Origin of the sequence: Pseudomonas asuensis, from assembly GCF_014646755.1 — a bacterium.
GTDB classification, from domain to species: domain Bacteria; phylum Pseudomonadota; class Gammaproteobacteria; order Pseudomonadales; family Pseudomonadaceae; genus Chryseomonas; species Chryseomonas asuensis.
This window is the reverse complement of the sequence record NZ_BMNW01000002.1, coordinates 103,193-120,893: the sequence shown is the minus strand read 5'-3', so window position 1 is coordinate 120,893 and position 17,701 is coordinate 103,193. Positions and strand designations below refer to the sequence as shown.

The window sequence follows — 17,701 nt, the reverse complement described above, 5'->3', positions numbered from 1 at the left end:
AGCGTGCCTCGCTCTAGACGGAGCTGGTAACCCGTTACCTCAATACAGGTAAAGCCTGATTGAGCTCTAAGACATAGACCTGAGTCGATTACTATGAGCGCTAACAAGCCTAGCGATAGTTCTGAAAAGACCCAAAACGCTTTCGTCAACCGTACGACATCGCGCGTTCGCGAAGGAATGCCCTACCCTTTAGGAGCCAACTGGGACGGCTCCGGCGTCAACTTTGCCCTTTTCTCGGCTCACGCTACTAAAGTTGAGCTGTGCCTGTTCGATCAGGATACCCTCGAAGAAATCGAGCGTATCGAGCTGCCGGAATACACCAATGAAATCTGGCATGGCTACTTGCCTGACGCCCGCCCTGGCACGCTGTATGGTTACCGTGTGCATGGTCCCTATGAGCCGGAAGCAGGCCACCGCTTCAACCCCAATAAACTCCTGATCGACCCTTACGCCAAGCATATTGTAGGCGAGCTTGAGTGGAATGACGCCCTGTTCGGCTACACCATTGGCCATCCAGATGGTGATCTCTCCTTTGATGAGCGCGACAGTGCACCTTACATGCCCCGCTGCCGTGTGATCGATCCAGCCTTTACCTGGGGTACTACTGAAAAGCCCAAGGTACCGTGGGAACGTACTGTTTTCTACGAGACCCATGTGCGTGGTTTCACCATGCAGCATCCTTCTGTACCAGAAAACACACGCGGTACGTTTTCCGCGTTTCACGAAAGCGATGTTGTCGATTACATCCGCTCGCTAGGTGTGACGTCCGTCGAGCTGATGCCGATCCACTACTTCCTAGATGACAACCACCTGCTTGAGAAAGGGCTGCGTAATTTCTGGGGCTATAACACCCTGGCCTTTTTTGCACCTCATGCTCGCTACATGGCTAGCCAATCGATCGGCGAGTTCAAGATCATGGTGGCGCGGATGCACAAGGCCGGCCTTGAGGTCATTCTCGACGTGGTCTACAACCATACCGCCGAAGGCAATGAGATGGGCCCGACCCTCTCGCTGAAGGGGATCGATAACGCCAGTTATTATCGCCTGATGCCGGATAATCCTCGGTACTACATCAACGATACCGGTACGGGTAATACACTTAACATGAGTCACCCTTGCGTATTGCAGATGGTGACTGACTCCTTGCGCTATTGGGCAACCGAAATGCGTGTGGATGGTTTCCGTTTCGACCTCGCTACCATTCTGGGACGCGAACCTCATGGTTTCGACGAAGGCGGCGGTTTCCTCGATGCCTGCCGTCAGGACCCAGTCCTGAATCAGCTCAAGCTTGTTGCTGAGCCTTGGGATTGCGGCCCCGGCGGCTATCAGGTCGGTAACTTCCCCCCAGGCTGGATGGAATGGAATGATAAATTCCGCGATACGGCACGGTCCTTCTGGAAAGGCGATGATGACAAACTGGGTGACTTTGCCAAGATCGTTCTTGGTTCGGGTGATCAGTTCAACCAGCGTGGTCGCAAGCCTGCGTCGTCAGTTAATTTCGTCACCGCTCATGATGGCTTCACGCTTAATGATGTCGTGTCTTACAACGATAAGCACAACGAAGCCAATGGCGAGGGTAATAACGACGGCCACTCCAATAACTTGTCCTGGAACTGTGGCGTAGAAGGCGAAACGGACGACCCAGACATCATTGACCTGCGTTACCGCCAAATGCGCAATTTCCTTACGACGCTGTTCTTCTCCCAAGGCACGCCCATGTTGTTGGCAGGGGATGAATTCGCTCGTACTCAGGGCGGCAATAACAATGCCTATTGCCAGGACAGCGAAATTGGCTGGATAAACTGGGATATTCAAGAACGTAGTGTAGAACTGCAGGACTTCACTCGCCGGTTGATTGAGCTGCGGATGAAATATCCACTGCTGCGTCGTAGCCGTTTCTTCACTGGGGTATACAACGAAGAACTCGGCGTCAAAGACGTGACCTGGCTAATGCCGAGTGGCGAAGAAATGGGCATGGATCAGTGGCAGGACGGTAGTAACCGCTGTATGGGTATCCTGCTAGACGGTCGTGCGCAGCCTACCGGGATTCGCCGTACCGGCTCTGATACGTCGCTTCTGATGGTCGTGAATGCCCATTACGACATGGTGGATTTCACATTGCCCGAAGTGCCTCAAGGTGAGCACTGGGTTTTGCAGGTTGATACCAATCAACCTGATTTGTTGGAAACCGGCGACACCTTTGCGTTTGGTGATGTCTATCAAGTAACAGGACGGTCATTTCTGTTGTTCGAATTGACCAAGCAAACCAAGCGGAGGAAGCGTCAAGCATGACGAACGCAACAAAGGGTTTCTCGTTCAAGATCCTCACTATCAACACGCACAAGGGCTTTACGTCCTTCAACCGCAAGTTCATCTTGCCGGAACTGCGTGATGCGGTGCGCACGACATCGGCTGATCTCGTGTTTCTGCAAGAAGTGTTGGGTACGCACGAGAAACACCCGTTGCGCTTCGAGAACTGGCCAGCGGCGCCGCAGTATGAGTTTCTGGCTGATTCCATGTGGACCGATTTCGCCTACGGGCGAAATGCGGTCTACCCGGATGGCCATCATGGCAACGCCGTCTTGTCCAAGTTTCCGATCGTGACGTATCAAAACCTGGACGTATCTATCACTGGTCCGGAGAGGCGCGGCCTGCTCCACTGTGTGCTGCGCGTTCCCGATCATGATATTGATATTCATGCTATTTGTTGTCATCTGGGACTTCGGGAGAACCATCGTCTACAGCAACTAAAACTGATGTGTAAGCTGATAGAGAACCTGCCGGACGACGCACCTCTGGTGGTTGCGGGTGACTTTAATGACTGGCGCCAGCGCGCCAGCGATGTACTTAAGTCAGGTGCCGGGCTTGAGGAAGCGTTCCTTAACGCCCATGGTCAACACGCCAAGACCTTTCCTGCCCGTATGCCTATGCTGCGACTGGACCGTATCTACACGCGAAACCTCACGGTACGTACGCCTGAAGTGCTATCAAACCGGCCTTGGTCTCATCTGTCTGATCATGCACCTCTGGCTGTGGAGCTGTGTGTATGAACCTGCAGTGGCGAGACGGCAACCGAATTCAGCTTCTGGAAAATGGTGAAGAATATTTTCCCCGAGTATTCGAAGCCATTTCCCAGGCTAAACGGGAGGTCTTGTTAGAGACATTTATCCTCTTTGAAGACAAGATAGGTAACGAGCTACACCGTGTACTGATTGATGCTGCCAAGCGTGGCGTGCATGTCGAGGTCACCGTTGATGGCTACGGCTCTGCAGAGTTAACCAAAGAGTTTCTCGACGAGCTGGTGCTTGCCGGGGTTCGTTTCCGCTTCTACGATCCGCGTCCCCTGTTCATGGGTCGCCGGACCAATTTGTTCCGCCGACTGCATCGTAAGATTGTTGTGATCGATGCTCAGATCGCCTTTGTAGGTGGGATTAACTTCTCAGCTGATCACGTGGGCGATTTTGGTCCTACAGCCAAGCAGGACTATGCGGTAGAAGTAGAAGGCCCCATTGTGGCTGATATTCATCGCTTTACCCTGGAAGCGCTGGGCAATAGTGAAGAGCCCCGACGCTGGTGGGGACGGCGGCGTAATGAGCCCGCTCGTAATGCTTTCCCGGGTGATGCACAGGCTTTATTCGTCTACCGCGACAACGAAGAGCATCGTACGGATATCGAGCAGCACTATATTGAAATGATGCGAAGCGCCAAGCGCGAGATCATTATCGCCAACGCGTATTTCTTTCCTGGTTATCGCCTGCTGCGTGAATTACGCAATGCCGCGCGGCGCGGCGTGAAGGTTAGATTGATTGTTCAGGGTGAGCCGGATATGCCGATCGTGAAGGTTGGCGCGCGGATGCTTTATAACTACCTTGTACCCGAGGGCGTTGAAGTCTACGAATACTGTCGGCGCCCTCTCCACGGGAAGGTTGCCTTGATGGATGATTATTGGGCTACGGTTGGGTCCAGCAATCTCGACCCTTTGAGCCTATCCCTCAACCTAGAATCCAATCTCATCTTTCACGATCGAGCCTTTAATCAGGTCCTGCGTGGGCGGCTCGAACAACTCATGTCTCAGCATTGTCAGCATGTAGACATGACCAAGGTGCCACGCAAGACTGCTTGGCATTTGGCTAAAACCCTGCTGGTCTTTCACTTTTTACGGCACTTTCCTGCCTGGGTGGGCTGGCTTCCGGCACACACGCCTAAATTAGCGCTGGTCGAACCGCCTGCTCAATCGTATCTGGAACGATCCGATCCAGTAGATCCGGAACGTGCGAGGACTCATACATGACCGCCGCCCTAGGGCACTCCCAGGATGCCTCAATGAAGCCAAAAGCCTCTACTAAAGGCAGAGTATGGTCTATCGCCAAAAAGCTTTTGACCTTCGCGTTCTTTATCGCGGTTACTGTCCTGCTTGTAATGTATGCCCGGCAGGTAGACTGGGTACAGGTATGGCACTCCATTCGCCAGTATAGCTGGCCGGCCATTCTGATGGCGGTAGGCTTGGTAGTGGTCAGCTACATCATGTATGGCTTCTACGACCTAATTGGACGTGCGTATTGCCAGCACAAACTGGGTAAACGCCAAGTTATGATTGTGTCGTTTATCTGTTATGCCTTTACGCTCACGCTTAGCACGTGGGTGGGAGGTATCGGTCTGCGCTATAGACTCTACTCTCGCCTTGGTCTGGAAAGCGGCACCATTACCCGTATCTTCAGCTTGAGTCTGGCGACCAATTGGCTGGGTTATATCCTGCTTGCAGGGATTATCTTTACAGCCGGGCTGGTAAAGATTCCGCCGCATTGGTACATCGGTAACATGACACTGCGCATGATTGGTATTGGGCTGGTAGCGTTTATTGCCGTCTATCTGCTGTTCTGCCAGTTTTCAAAGCGCCGGTCATGGACTATCAAAGGCCAGAATTTAAACCTGCCTTCTCTGCGAATGGCCTGCATTCAGCTGACGGTATCGTCCATCAACTGGATGGCCATGGGCGCTATTATTTATGTACTGCTCGGCCAGAAGATGGATTATGTGTTCGTATTGGGCGTTCTGTTGATCAGTAGTTTTGCAGGTGTCATTGCACATATCCCGGCCGGCATTGGGGTTTTGGAAGCAGTTTTCGTAGCCTTCATGAGCCATGAGCTGGATAACTCGTACATCATCGCTGCCCTGCTTGCCTACCGTGCAATCTATTTTATTGCACCCCTGTTGATTGCCATCGTTGTGTACTTCTTCATGGAAAGCCGTGCCAAGAAGATTCGCGCAAAGAACGAAGTCAAGTTGGAAAAACAGGATAAACAGGCAGAAGCCAAACGCCCGGCAGTCTGATCAGAAACCGCTGCGCCTTAGCGGTTGTTGGGCTGGTGCATGGTGACCAAGCGATTAAAGGTCACCTTGCCGCCTTCTGTTGGAGGGCCTTGCTTGTCCTCCACATAAGCACCTGCTTTGAAGTAGAGATGATAGCCAGCCCAACGCTGATCCAGCTGTACGGATAGCTCCCCATTACTTCGTCCATGGGTAGCAAGCCTTACACTCAGTACACCGGTACGACTCAAACGCAGCTCATAACTGAACGGCCCGTTCAGAGGAATGTTGCGTAACAAAATCTGGGGTGGAATCTTAAGCGTATCCGGTTGGGTACGGATCAAGGCCTCAACCTGTCCAGTAGCAGATGGCTGACCATCTACTGTAGGGTCAAGACGATAACGCAAGCTGATTAGCGCAGAGTCCGGCGTACCGTGATTGTCTCCCACTGTACGAATCTGCCCAATAATAACTTTTCCACTGGACGGCACTTGCTCAACGCGCAAGTCAGCCTGCATCAGGCTCACGGAGTCTTCATACTTCCAGTTGTACTCACTTCCATCAGGACGCGTTTCGCGAAGCTCAGTGCTGGGGTAATTGAGCTCCGGTCCATACTGTCCTGTGACCGGCGCCCATAAGGTCACACTACCATTAGGGGTGCGATAAAAATAATCACTACGGTAGTTGCGATTGAGCACGCTTGTCTCGATCACAACAGGACTGGAAGGCTGGGAAATCGTAAGATTCCACTCTGCCAAATCAACCATATGTGTCCTCCCTGATTATCCGTAAAAACCTTGGTCTCGCACTGATACGTAAATAAAAGAGATAGCGTGTCAGCAAAACATGAACGATGCAAACCGCTTTGGCTTGCCATAGAAGCATGCAGCAGACCAAGCCTATGACATACCGAAATGCAAGAAAAACGGCGCTCAAGGCGCCGTTTTCTTTTACTGAACTAGATTAGTGTTCAGGCCGGACACCGGGTCTTAGAATGACCATACCCAATGGTGGCAGCTTCAGGTTCAGGGAGGCCGGTTGACCGTGGCTGGAAATTTCATCCGCCATTACCGCACCGCTATTACCTACCCCACTCCCTCCGTAGATCTCACTATCACTGTTGAACAGTTCTAGCCACTGACCGCCTTCTGGCACGCCAACCCGATAGTCATGCTGAGGAATCGGCGTGAAATTACCAATGACCAGCATGGGTCGCTTTTGTGAATCAAAGCGCAGCCAGGCGAATACACTGTTAGCCGAATCATCGCCTACCAGCCACTGGAAGCCCTCTGGCTCACAGTCATGCTCATGCAACATAGGCTCAGCGCGGTACAGACGATTCAAATCTGCTACCAGCTTTTGCACACCCTGATGATGCTGGTGCTGCAAGAGGAACCAGTCCAATTCACGGTCATGGCTCCACTCACGCCACTGACCAAGCTCACATCCCATGAAGAGAAGCTTCTTGCCAGGATGTGTCCACATGAAGGACAAATACGCACGCAAGTTAGCAAACTTCTGCCAATTGTCGCCCGGCATTTTGTTTAGCAAAGAGCCCTTACCATGCACGACTTCATCATGAGAGATCGGCAGAACAAAACGTTCCGAGTAGGCATAGACCATACCAAACGTCATGTTGTGGTGATCATAACGACGGTAGAGGGGATCACGCTCGATGTAGTGAAGCGTGTCGTGCATCCAGCCCATGTTCCATTTGTATGAAAACCCTAGGCCGCCTTCAGAGGTTGGCTTGCTGACGCCCGGCCATGCAGTAGATTCTTCCGCAATAACCAGTGCACCTGGGGCCTCTTCAAGCACTACATCATTCAAGTGTCGCAGGAAATCGATGGTCTCAAGATTTTCACGACCACCATACTTATTGGGAATCCACTCGCCTTGCTTACGAGAGTAATCGCGGTACAGCATTGAAGCCACCGCGTCCACGCGCAAACCATCTATATGGAAATGCTTCAGCCAGTGTAGCGCAGATGACAACATGAACCCGTGGACTTCGTTACGTCCAAGGTTGTAGATATAAGTGTTCCAGTCCTGGTGAAACCCTTCAAATGGATGTTCGTACTCGTAAAGCGCCGTGCCGTCAAACCGTGCCAGGCCATGTGGATCTGTCGGGAAGTGGGCAGGCACCCAATCGAGGATCACGCCAATATGCGCCTGGTGACAGGCATCTACGAACGCCGCGAAATCAGCTGGCGTGCCATGACGGGAAGTAGGTGCAAACTGCGACAGTGGCTGGTAGCCCCACGACCCACTGAAGGGGTGCTCCATAACAGGCAGCAATTCAATATGGGTAAAGCCCATTTCCTGAATATAAGGAATCAGCTGCTCAGCCAACTCTCGCCAATTCAGAACGCGACCATCATCACCCCCATCACGACGCCACGAGGTAGAGTGCAGCTCATACACCGAGAACGGTGCGTGTACCGAATGGCGCTCTTTGCGCTGCGCCATCCAGTCATCATCGTGCCATTCAAAAGGTGTCGGATCAGCTACTACCGAAGCTGTGCAGGGTGGCAGTTCCGTTGCAAGCGCTACCGGGTCCGCTTTCAACGGCAGTAGCCCATGCTGGCCAAGGATTTCATATTTATACGAATCGCCCGGCTTGATGCGCGGGATAAACAGCTCCCATACCCCAGCGCCATGACGCAGGCGCATCGGATGACGACGACCATCCCAGGTATTAAAATTCCCTACTACCGAAACACGTCGCGCGTTCGGCGCCCAGACAGCAAAACGAACACCCTGAACGCCATCAATGGTCATTGCCTGGGCACCCAGGCATTGCCCTAGCTGACGATGCTTGCCTTCATTGATGAGATAAATATCAACATCACCCAGCAGAACACCGAAACTGTAAGGGTCTTCAGTCTCCTGAACCCCACTGGGCCAGCGAATCCTGAAAAAATACTTTGCCTGATAGTCAAGACGTGCGTAGAACAATCCAGGAATTTGCCCTGCCTCCATATGGGCAAGGTGGCGACCACTTTCACGCTCAACCAGCTCGACACCTAGCGCACTAGGCAGAAAAGCACGGACCAGAAGTCCAGTGCCCTCCGGGTGCGGCCCCAATACGGCAAAGGGGTTACCATGCTCTCCACGAGCCAGCGCATCCGCTTCTGGAGCGGATAGCTGGGCGTAGTCTGGTTGAAGGTTCTGGGGTGCTACGGCTTGAGTCATCCTTTTGCTCCCGAAATGAGCGAGTCCACAATGGCGGCTACGCCGCGCAGCGGAATGTTGATCCAGTTAGGCCGGTTGGCCGCTTCATAACCAATTTCGTAAACAGCTTTCTCTAGGGTATAGAGATCAAGTGCTGCCTGCTCGCCTCGCTCGCTCCACTCATGGGCGATCCCGGCGGCAGCCTCACGGTAAGCCTTGAGGAAGGCAGCGTAAGCCGTCGTACGATACGTATCTGCTGCCTGTCGCCGTTGACGCACGGCCTCTTCCGACGTGTCGGCACCACTGTTGCTGTTCATGGTAATCATGGCCGCCGCGTAGTCGAAGGACCGCAGCAAACCTGCCACGTCCTTGTGTGGACCGTATTTGGCACGGCGTTCATCCAGCGAACGGGCAGGCTCACCTTCAAAGTCGATCAGGTAGGCATCGTCCTGAGACACCAGGACTTGGCCAAGGTGCAAATCGCCATGAACACGAATGCGCAAGCCACCGGCCACATCCTCTGCCAAGGCTTCAATGCGCTTGCCAAGCTCCTTGCGCTGAGAAAGTAATTTATCGAGGTGCTGAACACTAGCTGCATCAAGGGAAGTCCGCTTGTTTTCAAGCGTATCCAGTGCAGCGTCCACCTGCTCGCGCACACGGTGAGCGAAAGTACGTGCGGACTCGATATCGATCTTCTCAGGTGCGAACGCAGCCTCGTCTGTTTCTTGGGCAAGCAACGTATGCATCTCGCCCAGGCGCCGTCCTAGAACACTTGCAAAGTTCTCCAGATCGGCCATGGCAGTAAATTCGTTTTCCAGCTCCGACAGACCTGCCTCTAGCATGTCACGGGTTACCTGATCCAGCTTGTCCAAGGTCCACTTCCAGGCATCGCCCTGGTTATGGATCTGTGGCTGTACCAGCATAAGGACGTTTGGCGTGCCCTCTTCGTTATAGCGCGTTACCTCACCGAGCAAGGGCGCCATATTGGCAAAGCCTTTATCAGTAAGGAAACGACCCATTTCAACTTCAGGGTGAATGCCTGTCGCCACCTTGCGGATCAACTTGAGCATGTACTTGTCGCCCACAATGAGCGAGCTGTTGGACTGCTCTACGCCCATATGCCGGATTTCAGTCTCTTCCGTTGTAGTGAAATTCTCGACATCCATATACGGCTGGAAACGAATTTCACCTGCAGACGACTTGAGCACTGTCTTATCCTTGAATGCTCTGAACACACCATGCACAAAGCTGGGGAGCGTAAAGGCATCGGTAATCAGTCCGACATTACGAACGTGGCGAATACGAGACATGGCCAGCTGAGTTGCCAACGGACTGCAATGCTGATCACTTTCAGCCAGGAAGCCTAGCGGCAAGGCATAGTGCTCTTGGCCCTTGGCGTTTTTCACGCACACTTCCATAAACAGCACCGGGAATTTCGGCGTCGGAATCTCCACCGCATACATGAGCGTGACCTGCTGGATTGCCTCGTCCTTGCTACCAAACCAGCGGCGCTTGGGTATATACAAGGGCAGGATTTCCTGCTCAAGCGCCTTGCGCGGTGTACCGCTTAGCAGCTCTTGCAGATTCTTTTTGATGACGAGCGTTTGGAAGTCAGGCATGGTTTCTGGAGGCTCGGAATGCCACGCTGGCATCTGTTCATTGCCCGCGAGGTAGAACCAATAAAATCCGTACGGTGGAAGTGTCAGCATGTACGGCAGTTGGCCAATGGGCGGGAAGGCACTGCCTCCCAGCATTTCCACGGGCACCTTGCCTGCCATGGATGACAGATCCAGCTCGACGGCCTGGGCAGCACGCGACACGTTGGCTACACAGAGAATCGTCTCGTGTTCGCCTTCGGGCGTGGTGTAGTCACGCAAATACGCCAGAATGCGGCGGTTGGTTGGCCGGAGCATTTTCATGGTGCCTCGGCCAAAGGCTTTCTGCTGCTTACGTACGGCCAGCATGCGGCGTGTCCAGTTCAGCAGCGAATGTGGATCACGGGCTTGGGCTTCCACATTGATCGACTGGTAGCCATACAGCGGGTCCATCACAACAGGCAGGACAAGACTGGCTGGATCGGCACGTGAAAAACCACCGTTGCGGTCTACAGACCATTGCATTGGCGTACGTACACCGTCGCGGTCGCCCAGGTGGATGTTATCGCCCATTCCTATCTCGTCGCCGTAGTACATCGTAGGCGTACCCGGCATGGATAGGAGCAAGCTATTAAGGAGTTCGATACGCCGGCGGTCCCGCTCCAAAAGCGGCGCTAGTCGACGACGAATACCCAGGTTAATACGGGCACGTCGATCCGAGGCGTAGTAATTCCACAAGTAATCCCGCTCGCGGTCGGTCACCATTTCAAGCGTCAGCTCGTCATGGTTACGCAGGAATATTGACCATTGGCAGTTAGGTGGAATTTCTGGGGTTTGCCGCAAGATGTCACTAATGGGAAAGCGGTCTTCCTGAGCAAGAGCCATGTACATCCGCGGCATCAGCGGAAAGTGGAATGCCATATGGCACTCGTCACCATTGCCAAAGTACTGCTGTGTATCTTCTGGCCACTGGTTGGCTTCAGCCAGCAACATACGGTCAGGATAGTTCGCATCAATTTCAGCACGAATTTCCTTGAGTACCGCATGGGTCTCGGGCAGGTTCTCGTTATTGGTACCGTCACGCTCTACCAGATAGGGAATGGCATCCAGGCGCAAGCCATCGACGCCCATATCCAGCCAGTAGCGCATGATCGAAATCACTGCCTTCATAACCTGTGGGTTGTCGAAGTTCAGGTCAGGCTGATGCGAATAGAATCGGTGCCAATAGTACTGCTCGGCAACAGGGTCCCAGGTCCAGTTGGATTTCTCGGTGTCCAGGAAGATGATTCGCGTGCCGTCATACTTCTTGTCATCATCTGACCAGACATAAAAATTGCGCGCCGAGGACCCCTTCTTCGCCTTACGCGCACGCTGAAACCAAGGGTGTTCACTGGAGGTATGGTTGATAACCAGCTCCGTGATAACCCGCAGGCCCCGGTTATGGGCTTCGGCAATAAAGCGCCTGGCATCGGCCATCGTGCCGTAGTCCGGGTGTATACCCCGGTACTCGGAGATATCGTATCCATCATCGCGGCGCGGCGACGGATAGAACGGCAGTAGCCAAATGGTATTGACGCCCAGGCCGGCAATGTAATCGAGCTTATCGATCAGGCCTGGAAAATCACCAATTCCATCATTATTGGAATCGTAGAACGACTTTACATGGACCTGATAGATAACCGCATCCTTGTACCACAACGGGTCGTTGATAAAGGCAGCCGGTTTGCGCGAGCGTGTTTTTCTTGGTTTCGCCATTTATAGTCTTCCTTTGGCCTAAATGGCCGGGCGGATACGCCATATGCCAAACGGCATGGAAGGATCAAGACGCGTCCATTGGTTTTTCCCGTGCCATGTCCAGCGGTGGCCGGTCATGAGGTCTTCACCATGCATGGAGGCATTATCATCAAGTCCGAATTCCCACAGGGGGAGTTCAAATTGGCCTTCCTGGGCGTTATGGGGATCAAGATTGATTGCCACGAGGACGAAATTACTGAGATCGGGCGTGTACTTACCGAACAGGATAATGTTGTCATTAAAGACGTTATAGAACGTGATCCCCAGATGAGTCTGGAGGGCAGGGTTCTGCTTACGAATCCGATTGAGCTGCGCAACTTCAGCCATGATGTTGCCCGGCGCATACCAATTACGCGGACGTAGCTCATACTTCTCGGAATCCAGATACTCTTCTTTGCCAGGCGTCAAGGGAGCGCCTTCGCACAGCTCGAAGCCTGCATACATACCCCACAAACCTGATCCCATAGTGGCCAATGCTGCCCGGATCAGAAAGCCGGGACGTCCACTGGTTTGCAGGAAAGTCGGATTGATGTCTGGCGTATTGACGAAGAAGTTAGGACGATAGCACTCGCGCCAGGGAGAGCTATTGAGTTGAGTGAAATACTCGGTCAGTTCGGCCTTCGTATTGCGCCAAGTGAAATAGGTATAGCTTTGCGAATACCCCACCTTGCCCAATCGCGCCATCATGGCCGGCTTGGTAAAGGCCTCGGCCAGGAACATAACCTCTGGATCACGATCACGGATATCAGCAATCAGCCATTCCCAAAAGGGCAATGGTTTGGTGTGTGGGTTATCGACCCGGAAGATCTTCACGCCCTGCTCTACCCAATGCCAGACCACATCACGCAGCGCAAGCCAGAGCTCTGGAACAGAGTCTTTTGCATAAAAATCTACGTTGACGATGTCCTGGTACTTCTTCGGTGGATTTTCCGCATAACGCATGGACCCATCCGGACGCCAGGAGAACCAGCCCGGATGCTCCTTGAGCCAGGGGTGATCAGGTGAACACTGGATAGCAAAGTCGAGTGCGATTTCCAGACCATGTTCGGCCGCTGCGGCAACCAGCGCGCGAAAATCTTCAAGCGTACCGAGTTCTGGATGCACCGCATCGTGACCACCATCGGGGCTACCAATGGCATAAGGGCTGCCTGGCTGATCAGGGCCAGCACCAAGGGTATTGTTTTTGCCCTTACGGTGCGCAAGGCCAATGGGGTGAATGGGTGGAAAGTACAGGACATCAAAACCCATATCCCGTACACGCGGCAACTCCCCAATCACATCCCGGAAAGTGCCGTGACGCTGGGGATCATTCGTGATGGAACGGGGGAAAAGCTCATACCAGCTAGCGAACTGCGCCTTGAGACGCTCGATGTCCAGCGGATACTCAACGCTATGCGTAAGATGGGGATAAGCATCGGCATCACGCATGGTGCGCTCGGTTTCGGAGCTGAGCAACAACGCAACCTTGTCACCTTCTGTAGCGCATTGATCAAAGCGCGCCAGCAAGGACTCCAAACCCGGACGGACCCCTTCGTCTGCACGTGCCAAGGCCTGCTCTAAGTGGATACGGCCCTCTTGGAGCTCAAGTCCAATCGGCACGCCAGCACCGTACTTCTTTTCAAGCTCATAACGGTAGCTGCCATAGACATCCCACCATGCCTGAACAACAAACTCATGTCGAGCGACCTGTACCGGCGTGAACTCACACATCCACAGATCATTGGTTTGCAGCTCCAGCGGTACTTGCTGCCAGTCCTCTGCCCCTTCCACCCGCCACAATACGCAGGCGGCAAGCTTGTCGTGCCCATCGGCAAAGATAGTAGCCTTTACGGTAATGGGCTGGCCAGCAATGCCCTTGGCAGCGAATTGTCCATTATCCACTGCTGGGCTAACCGACTCGATAGCAATTCTTGGGGTTTGCGACGCCGTTTCCGGGTCATAAGGTAAATACGCGAGTGAACCGGGGAGATCGGTATTCGACATCGAGCCTGACTCCTTAAAGTGCTGTTGGCTGGCTCATGCCCAGCTTCCGGCGATCGGAACATCCTTCGATGCCTTATGGCGGGTGCGGCAACAAGGCGTAGCCTCTACCGCGCTGAGCCCAATAGGTATGAAATACTGAGCAGACACCCAAGGGAAAAGTTCAGGCTATTGAGAGAGATAAGTTGCAAGCAGCCGAACGGTTGGCCCAGCTGCCTGTACAGGAAGGAGAGAAACTCAGGTTGGCCGGGCGATGCGCTGCATACGCGTCACCCATGCACTTATTGGACGGTCAGAACGACGCGACCCTTGAGACATTCGTTTTCAACAAGCCGGTGGGCTTCCACGAATTGATCGAATGGCAGCGTATGCGCAACGATGGGCTTGAGCAGACCGTCTCGCGTCATTTGATTGATCACCGCCAACGCTCGCTGTACCGCCTCGGTGTGTGGCTCCAGGCCAAGCTCGGGATGGCCTGTAAAATCCAGGACACTGTGGCGGAAAATCTGCAAATGCTTCTTGAACGCTGCGCAGGCGGGGAAAGACGCTTCATTACCACCGCCCATACCATAGATGATGAGCTTGCCACGTGTAGCGGCAATATCACCCAGGCGAGACAGCTGCGGACCACACAGTGCGTCCAATACAATCTCAACGCCACGGCTCTCGGTGAAGCGCTCTACTTCCAACACCAGATCCTGCTCGTCAGTCGAAACGACCTTAACGGCACCCAGCTCTTTGAGCAAGGCACGGTTTTCCGACTCACTGGTGGCCGCAATGACCTGAGCACCCAGTGCCGTTGCAAGTTGAACAACGGATGGCCCGACACAATTGCTGGCCTCAGTCACCAGTACCTGCTGTCCAGCTTTGAGCTGAGCCAAGTCCACCAGGGCAAAATAGGCCAGGAGCAGCCCCGCATAGTGAACAGCTGCTTCAGCTGGCGTCAGCGTGTCAGGGTATTCAGTCAATGACTGCTGGGGCATTACAACCATATCGCCGCTGGCCGGATACTGATTGACCGAGTGCGCAGGAAAACTGGCCACACGCATGCCTGGCTTGAAATGATGGACGCCCTCGCCCACGGACACAACCTCACCCGCCAGCTCAGAGCCGAACCCAGCGGGCAGCGAAGCAGGCTCATCGGCCAGGTTCTGACGCCAGAGCACGTCACCCCAGCACACACCCAGCGCCTGTACACGCACCAGCACTTCCCCTGCACCAGGTTCAGGAGTGGGTTGGTTTTCGCAGCACAGGACATTAGCACTGCCGAACTGGTGAAAGCGAATCACACGGGACATCGCAAACCTCTTTGGTGGATTCCGTATGGCTACGGACTGTATCCAAGCTGGCGCCTCAACGCTACCCGCCCGTATCGATAGTTGTCATGAATGCCAATGATGCAAGGCTTGACGCCGCACCCGACACACTACAGTCTCATGCGCTCGAACAAGTGCATGGCCACGGTTAAGGGCACACCATGAATCGCAACGATCTTCGCCGAGTAGACCTCAACCTGTTGATTGTGTTCGAGACGTTGATGCGCGAGCGAAGCGTCACCCGAGCAGCAGAAAAGCTTTTCCTGGGCCAGCCTGCGATCAGTGCCGCCCTTGCCCGTCTACGCAGCCTTTTTGATGACCCCTTACTGGTCCGCACCGGCCGCACGATGGAGCCTACACCCCGTGCCATGGAGATCTTCAGCCTGCTTTCGCCTGCGCTGGACTCGATCTCCTCGGCCATGAGCCGTGCGCAGAATTTCGAACCGGCCAGTGCCGATCGGGTGTTTCGTATTGGCCTATCAGACGACGTAGAGTTTGCCCTGCTGCCGCCACTGCTCAGGCGCCTTCGCGCAGAAGCGCCCGGAGTCGCACTCGTCATACGCCGTACCAATTACCTGAACATTTCCAGCCAGCTGGCTTCCGGTGAAATCACAGTAGGCGTTACCTATACCTCGGAGCTACCTGCTAACGCCAAACGCAAGACCTTGCGCCGCTCTCGCTCCAAGGTACTCCGGGCAGACTCCATTCCCGGCACACTGACCCTGGAAGACTTTTGCACGCGCCCTCATGCACTCGTGTCTCCTGCAGGAGATTTAAGTGGCTTTATTGATGATGCGCTTGCCACCGTGGGCAAGCAAAGACGCGTCGTTCTGGCTGTTCCCCAATTCAATGGTTTGGGAACACTGCTGACCAATACGGATTTGCTTGCCACCGTACCGGACTATACCGCTCAGGTACTGGCATCCAATGGTGGATTGCGTATCGAAGATCCGCCCCTGGAGGTTCAGTCTTTTGAGCTCTCGATGGCCTGGAGCGGTGTCCACGACAACGACCCTGCCGAACGCTGGTTACGTGCTCGTATACAAATGTTTGTGGGTGATCCTGATAGCTTGTAGTAAAGGGCTGGTATTATTCAAGAAAAGATAGTCTGCTATTGATATATTCGAAGCCTTTCATCATTTTGGTTGATAGTTAAATTCAGAGTGTTCGATTCGATTGAGTCAAACCCTTAGGCCAGACTCCGCCTTACTTAAATTTTCCTCATTTTGCCCGGCGGAAACGAACATGGAACAGTCTTCGACTCTCTGGCGATCTTCTCTGGCCTTGGCCAGCGTGCTATTACTCAGCGCCTGCGACAACAAGCCTGATGCATCGGCCACAGCACCAGCCAAGCCCAAGGTCAGCGCCGCTCAGGTCATCCAACAACCGATTACGGAATGGGACGAGGTTACAGGCCGCCTCGAAGCACCTGAGTCTGTTGTTATTCGCCCACGTGTTTCAGGCTATATCGATCGCGTCGTTTTTCACGAAGGCGCATTGATCAAGAAAGGCGATTTGTTGTTCCAGATCGACCCCCGCCCCTTTCAGGCCGAAGTGAAACGCCTGGAGGCGCAGTTGCAACAGGCAAAAGCTCACTTGGATCGCGCTCAGAATGAAGCGCAACGTGGTGAGCGTCTGCGTTCAAGCAACGCTATTTCTGCTGAAGTGGCTGACGCGCGGACCAGCGAAGCATTAGAGGCCAAGGCCACCCTGGCCGCTACTCAGGCCGAACTGGAGGCAGCCCGCCTGAACCTGAGTTTTACTCAAGTGACTGCCCCCATTACAGGCCGCGTTGGTCGGGCTGAAGTGACGGCAGGCAACCTTGTAAACGCCGGCGAAAGCCAGCTTACCAGCCTGGTATCAACCGATAAGGTTTATGCGTATTTCGATGCGGACGAGCGCGTTTTCCTTAAATATGCGAACTTGAAACGCCAGGGTGTACGAGGCGAAGCCAGTCCCGTTTTCATGGGCCTTTCCAGCGAAGCGGGCCACCCTCATCTAGGCAAAATGGACTTTGTTGACAATCAGGTTGACCCTCGCACCGGCACCATCCGTGGACGCGCTGTATTTGATAATACCGATGGCCAGTTCACGCCCGGCCTCTATGCGCGGTTGAAACTGGTTGGTAGCGGCACCTATGACGCCATGTTGATCAAAGATGAAGCCGTTGGCACCGACCTGGGCAAAAAATACGTATTGGTCGTGAAGGATGACGGCACTGTGGATTACCGCTCGGTTGAGCTGGGCCCGAAAATCGAGGGACTGCGTATCGTCCGTACAGGTTTGGCCAGCAATGACAAGATCATCATTAACGGCTTGCAACGTATCCGACCCGGTGTCCAGGCTGACGCTCAAGTCGTACCCATGGCTGACGACGCCACTCTTGCTGCTCTCAAGCACCAGCGAGAACTGGTTGCGAAAAGCTTGTCCGTGCAAGACAAGCCTATCCAGCTCACAGCCAACGATCCACGTCGTTAAGTACACCTAACCCTGCTGCCAAGCCTATACGCCTCGCTCTTCCGCCCGAAGAGCGAC

At 53.9% G+C, this 17,701-nt stretch carries 11 protein-coding genes; 6 read left to right on the top strand and 5 right to left on the bottom strand.

From position 1 onward, the window contains the following. Positions 1 to 93: 93 nt before the first annotated feature. From glgX to IEX86_RS04390, 4 genes are read left to right on the top strand one after another with little or no spacing between them, the layout of a single operon-like run. Positions 94 to 2,292 carry a glycogen debranching protein GlgX gene (gene glgX / locus IEX86_RS04405; RefSeq protein WP_188864878.1) on the top strand — a complete coding sequence of 733 codons (2,199 nt, stop codon included), beginning with the start codon at positions 94 to 96 and terminating at the stop codon, positions 2,290 to 2,292. Further along, positions 2,289 to 3,050 (top strand): endonuclease/exonuclease/phosphatase family protein, encoded by a 762-nt coding sequence (locus IEX86_RS04400; RefSeq protein WP_188864877.1) that lies wholly within the window; start codon positions 2,289 to 2,291, stop codon positions 3,048 to 3,050. Before glgX ends, IEX86_RS04400 begins: the two co-directional genes overlap by 4 nt. Further along, entirely contained in the window at positions 3,047 to 4,291 is a 1,245-nt protein-coding gene (gene clsB / locus IEX86_RS04395; protein ID WP_188864876.1) for a cardiolipin synthase ClsB, read from the top strand. The genes IEX86_RS04400 and clsB overlap by 4 nt, the downstream gene beginning before the upstream one ends. Before the next feature lie 32 nt (positions 4,292 to 4,323). After that, entirely contained in the window at positions 4,324 to 5,331 is a 1,008-nt protein-coding gene (locus tag IEX86_RS04390) for a lysylphosphatidylglycerol synthase transmembrane domain-containing protein (protein WP_188865320.1), read from the top strand. 17 nt (positions 5,332 to 5,348) lie between these two features. Here IEX86_RS04390 and IEX86_RS04385 read toward each other — a convergent pair whose 3' ends face one another. The 5 genes from IEX86_RS04385 to IEX86_RS04365 all read right to left on the bottom strand — a co-directional run bounded on the left by IEX86_RS04385 (position 5,349) and on the right by IEX86_RS04365 (position 15,148). Continuing rightward, positions 5,349 to 6,074 (bottom strand): polysaccharide lyase family 7 protein, encoded by a 726-nt coding sequence (locus IEX86_RS04385; protein WP_188864875.1) that lies wholly within the window; start codon positions 6,072 to 6,074, stop codon positions 5,349 to 5,351. Positions 6,075 to 6,270: 196 nt separating this feature from the next. Next, positions 6,271 to 8,502 carry a 1,4-alpha-glucan branching protein GlgB gene (gene glgB, locus IEX86_RS04380; RefSeq protein ID WP_188864874.1) on the bottom strand — a complete coding sequence of 744 codons (2,232 nt, stop codon included), beginning with the start codon at positions 8,500 to 8,502 and terminating at the stop codon, positions 6,271 to 6,273. Beyond that, positions 8,499 to 11,831, bottom strand: a complete 3,333-nt coding sequence (gene treS, locus IEX86_RS04375; RefSeq protein WP_188864873.1) for a maltose alpha-D-glucosyltransferase — start codon at positions 11,829 to 11,831, stop codon at positions 8,499 to 8,501. Before treS ends, glgB begins: the two co-directional genes overlap by 4 nt. A gap of 18 nt (positions 11,832 to 11,849) precedes the next feature. Next, positions 11,850 to 13,853 (bottom strand): alpha-1,4-glucan--maltose-1-phosphate maltosyltransferase, encoded by a 2,004-nt coding sequence (locus tag IEX86_RS04370; RefSeq protein ID WP_188864872.1) that lies wholly within the window; start codon positions 13,851 to 13,853, stop codon positions 11,850 to 11,852. 278 nt (positions 13,854 to 14,131) lie between these two features. Beyond that, positions 14,132 to 15,148, bottom strand: coding sequence for a zinc-dependent alcohol dehydrogenase family protein (locus IEX86_RS04365; protein ID WP_188864871.1), 1,017 nt, complete (start codon positions 15,146 to 15,148; stop codon positions 14,132 to 14,134). A gap of 179 nt (positions 15,149 to 15,327) precedes the next feature. Here IEX86_RS04365 and IEX86_RS04360 point away from each other — a divergent pair, with 179 nt between their 5' ends. Then, positions 15,328 to 16,242: a LysR family transcriptional regulator gene (locus IEX86_RS04360; protein WP_188864870.1), complete on the top strand. Its 915-nt coding sequence runs from the start codon at positions 15,328 to 15,330 to the stop codon at positions 16,240 to 16,242. 169 nt (positions 16,243 to 16,411) lie between these two features. Beyond that, positions 16,412 to 17,644, top strand: a complete 1,233-nt coding sequence (gene mexE / locus IEX86_RS04355; RefSeq protein WP_188864869.1) for a multidrug efflux RND transporter periplasmic adaptor subunit MexE — start codon at positions 16,412 to 16,414, stop codon at positions 17,642 to 17,644. Positions 17,645 to 17,701 lie beyond the last annotated feature (57 nt).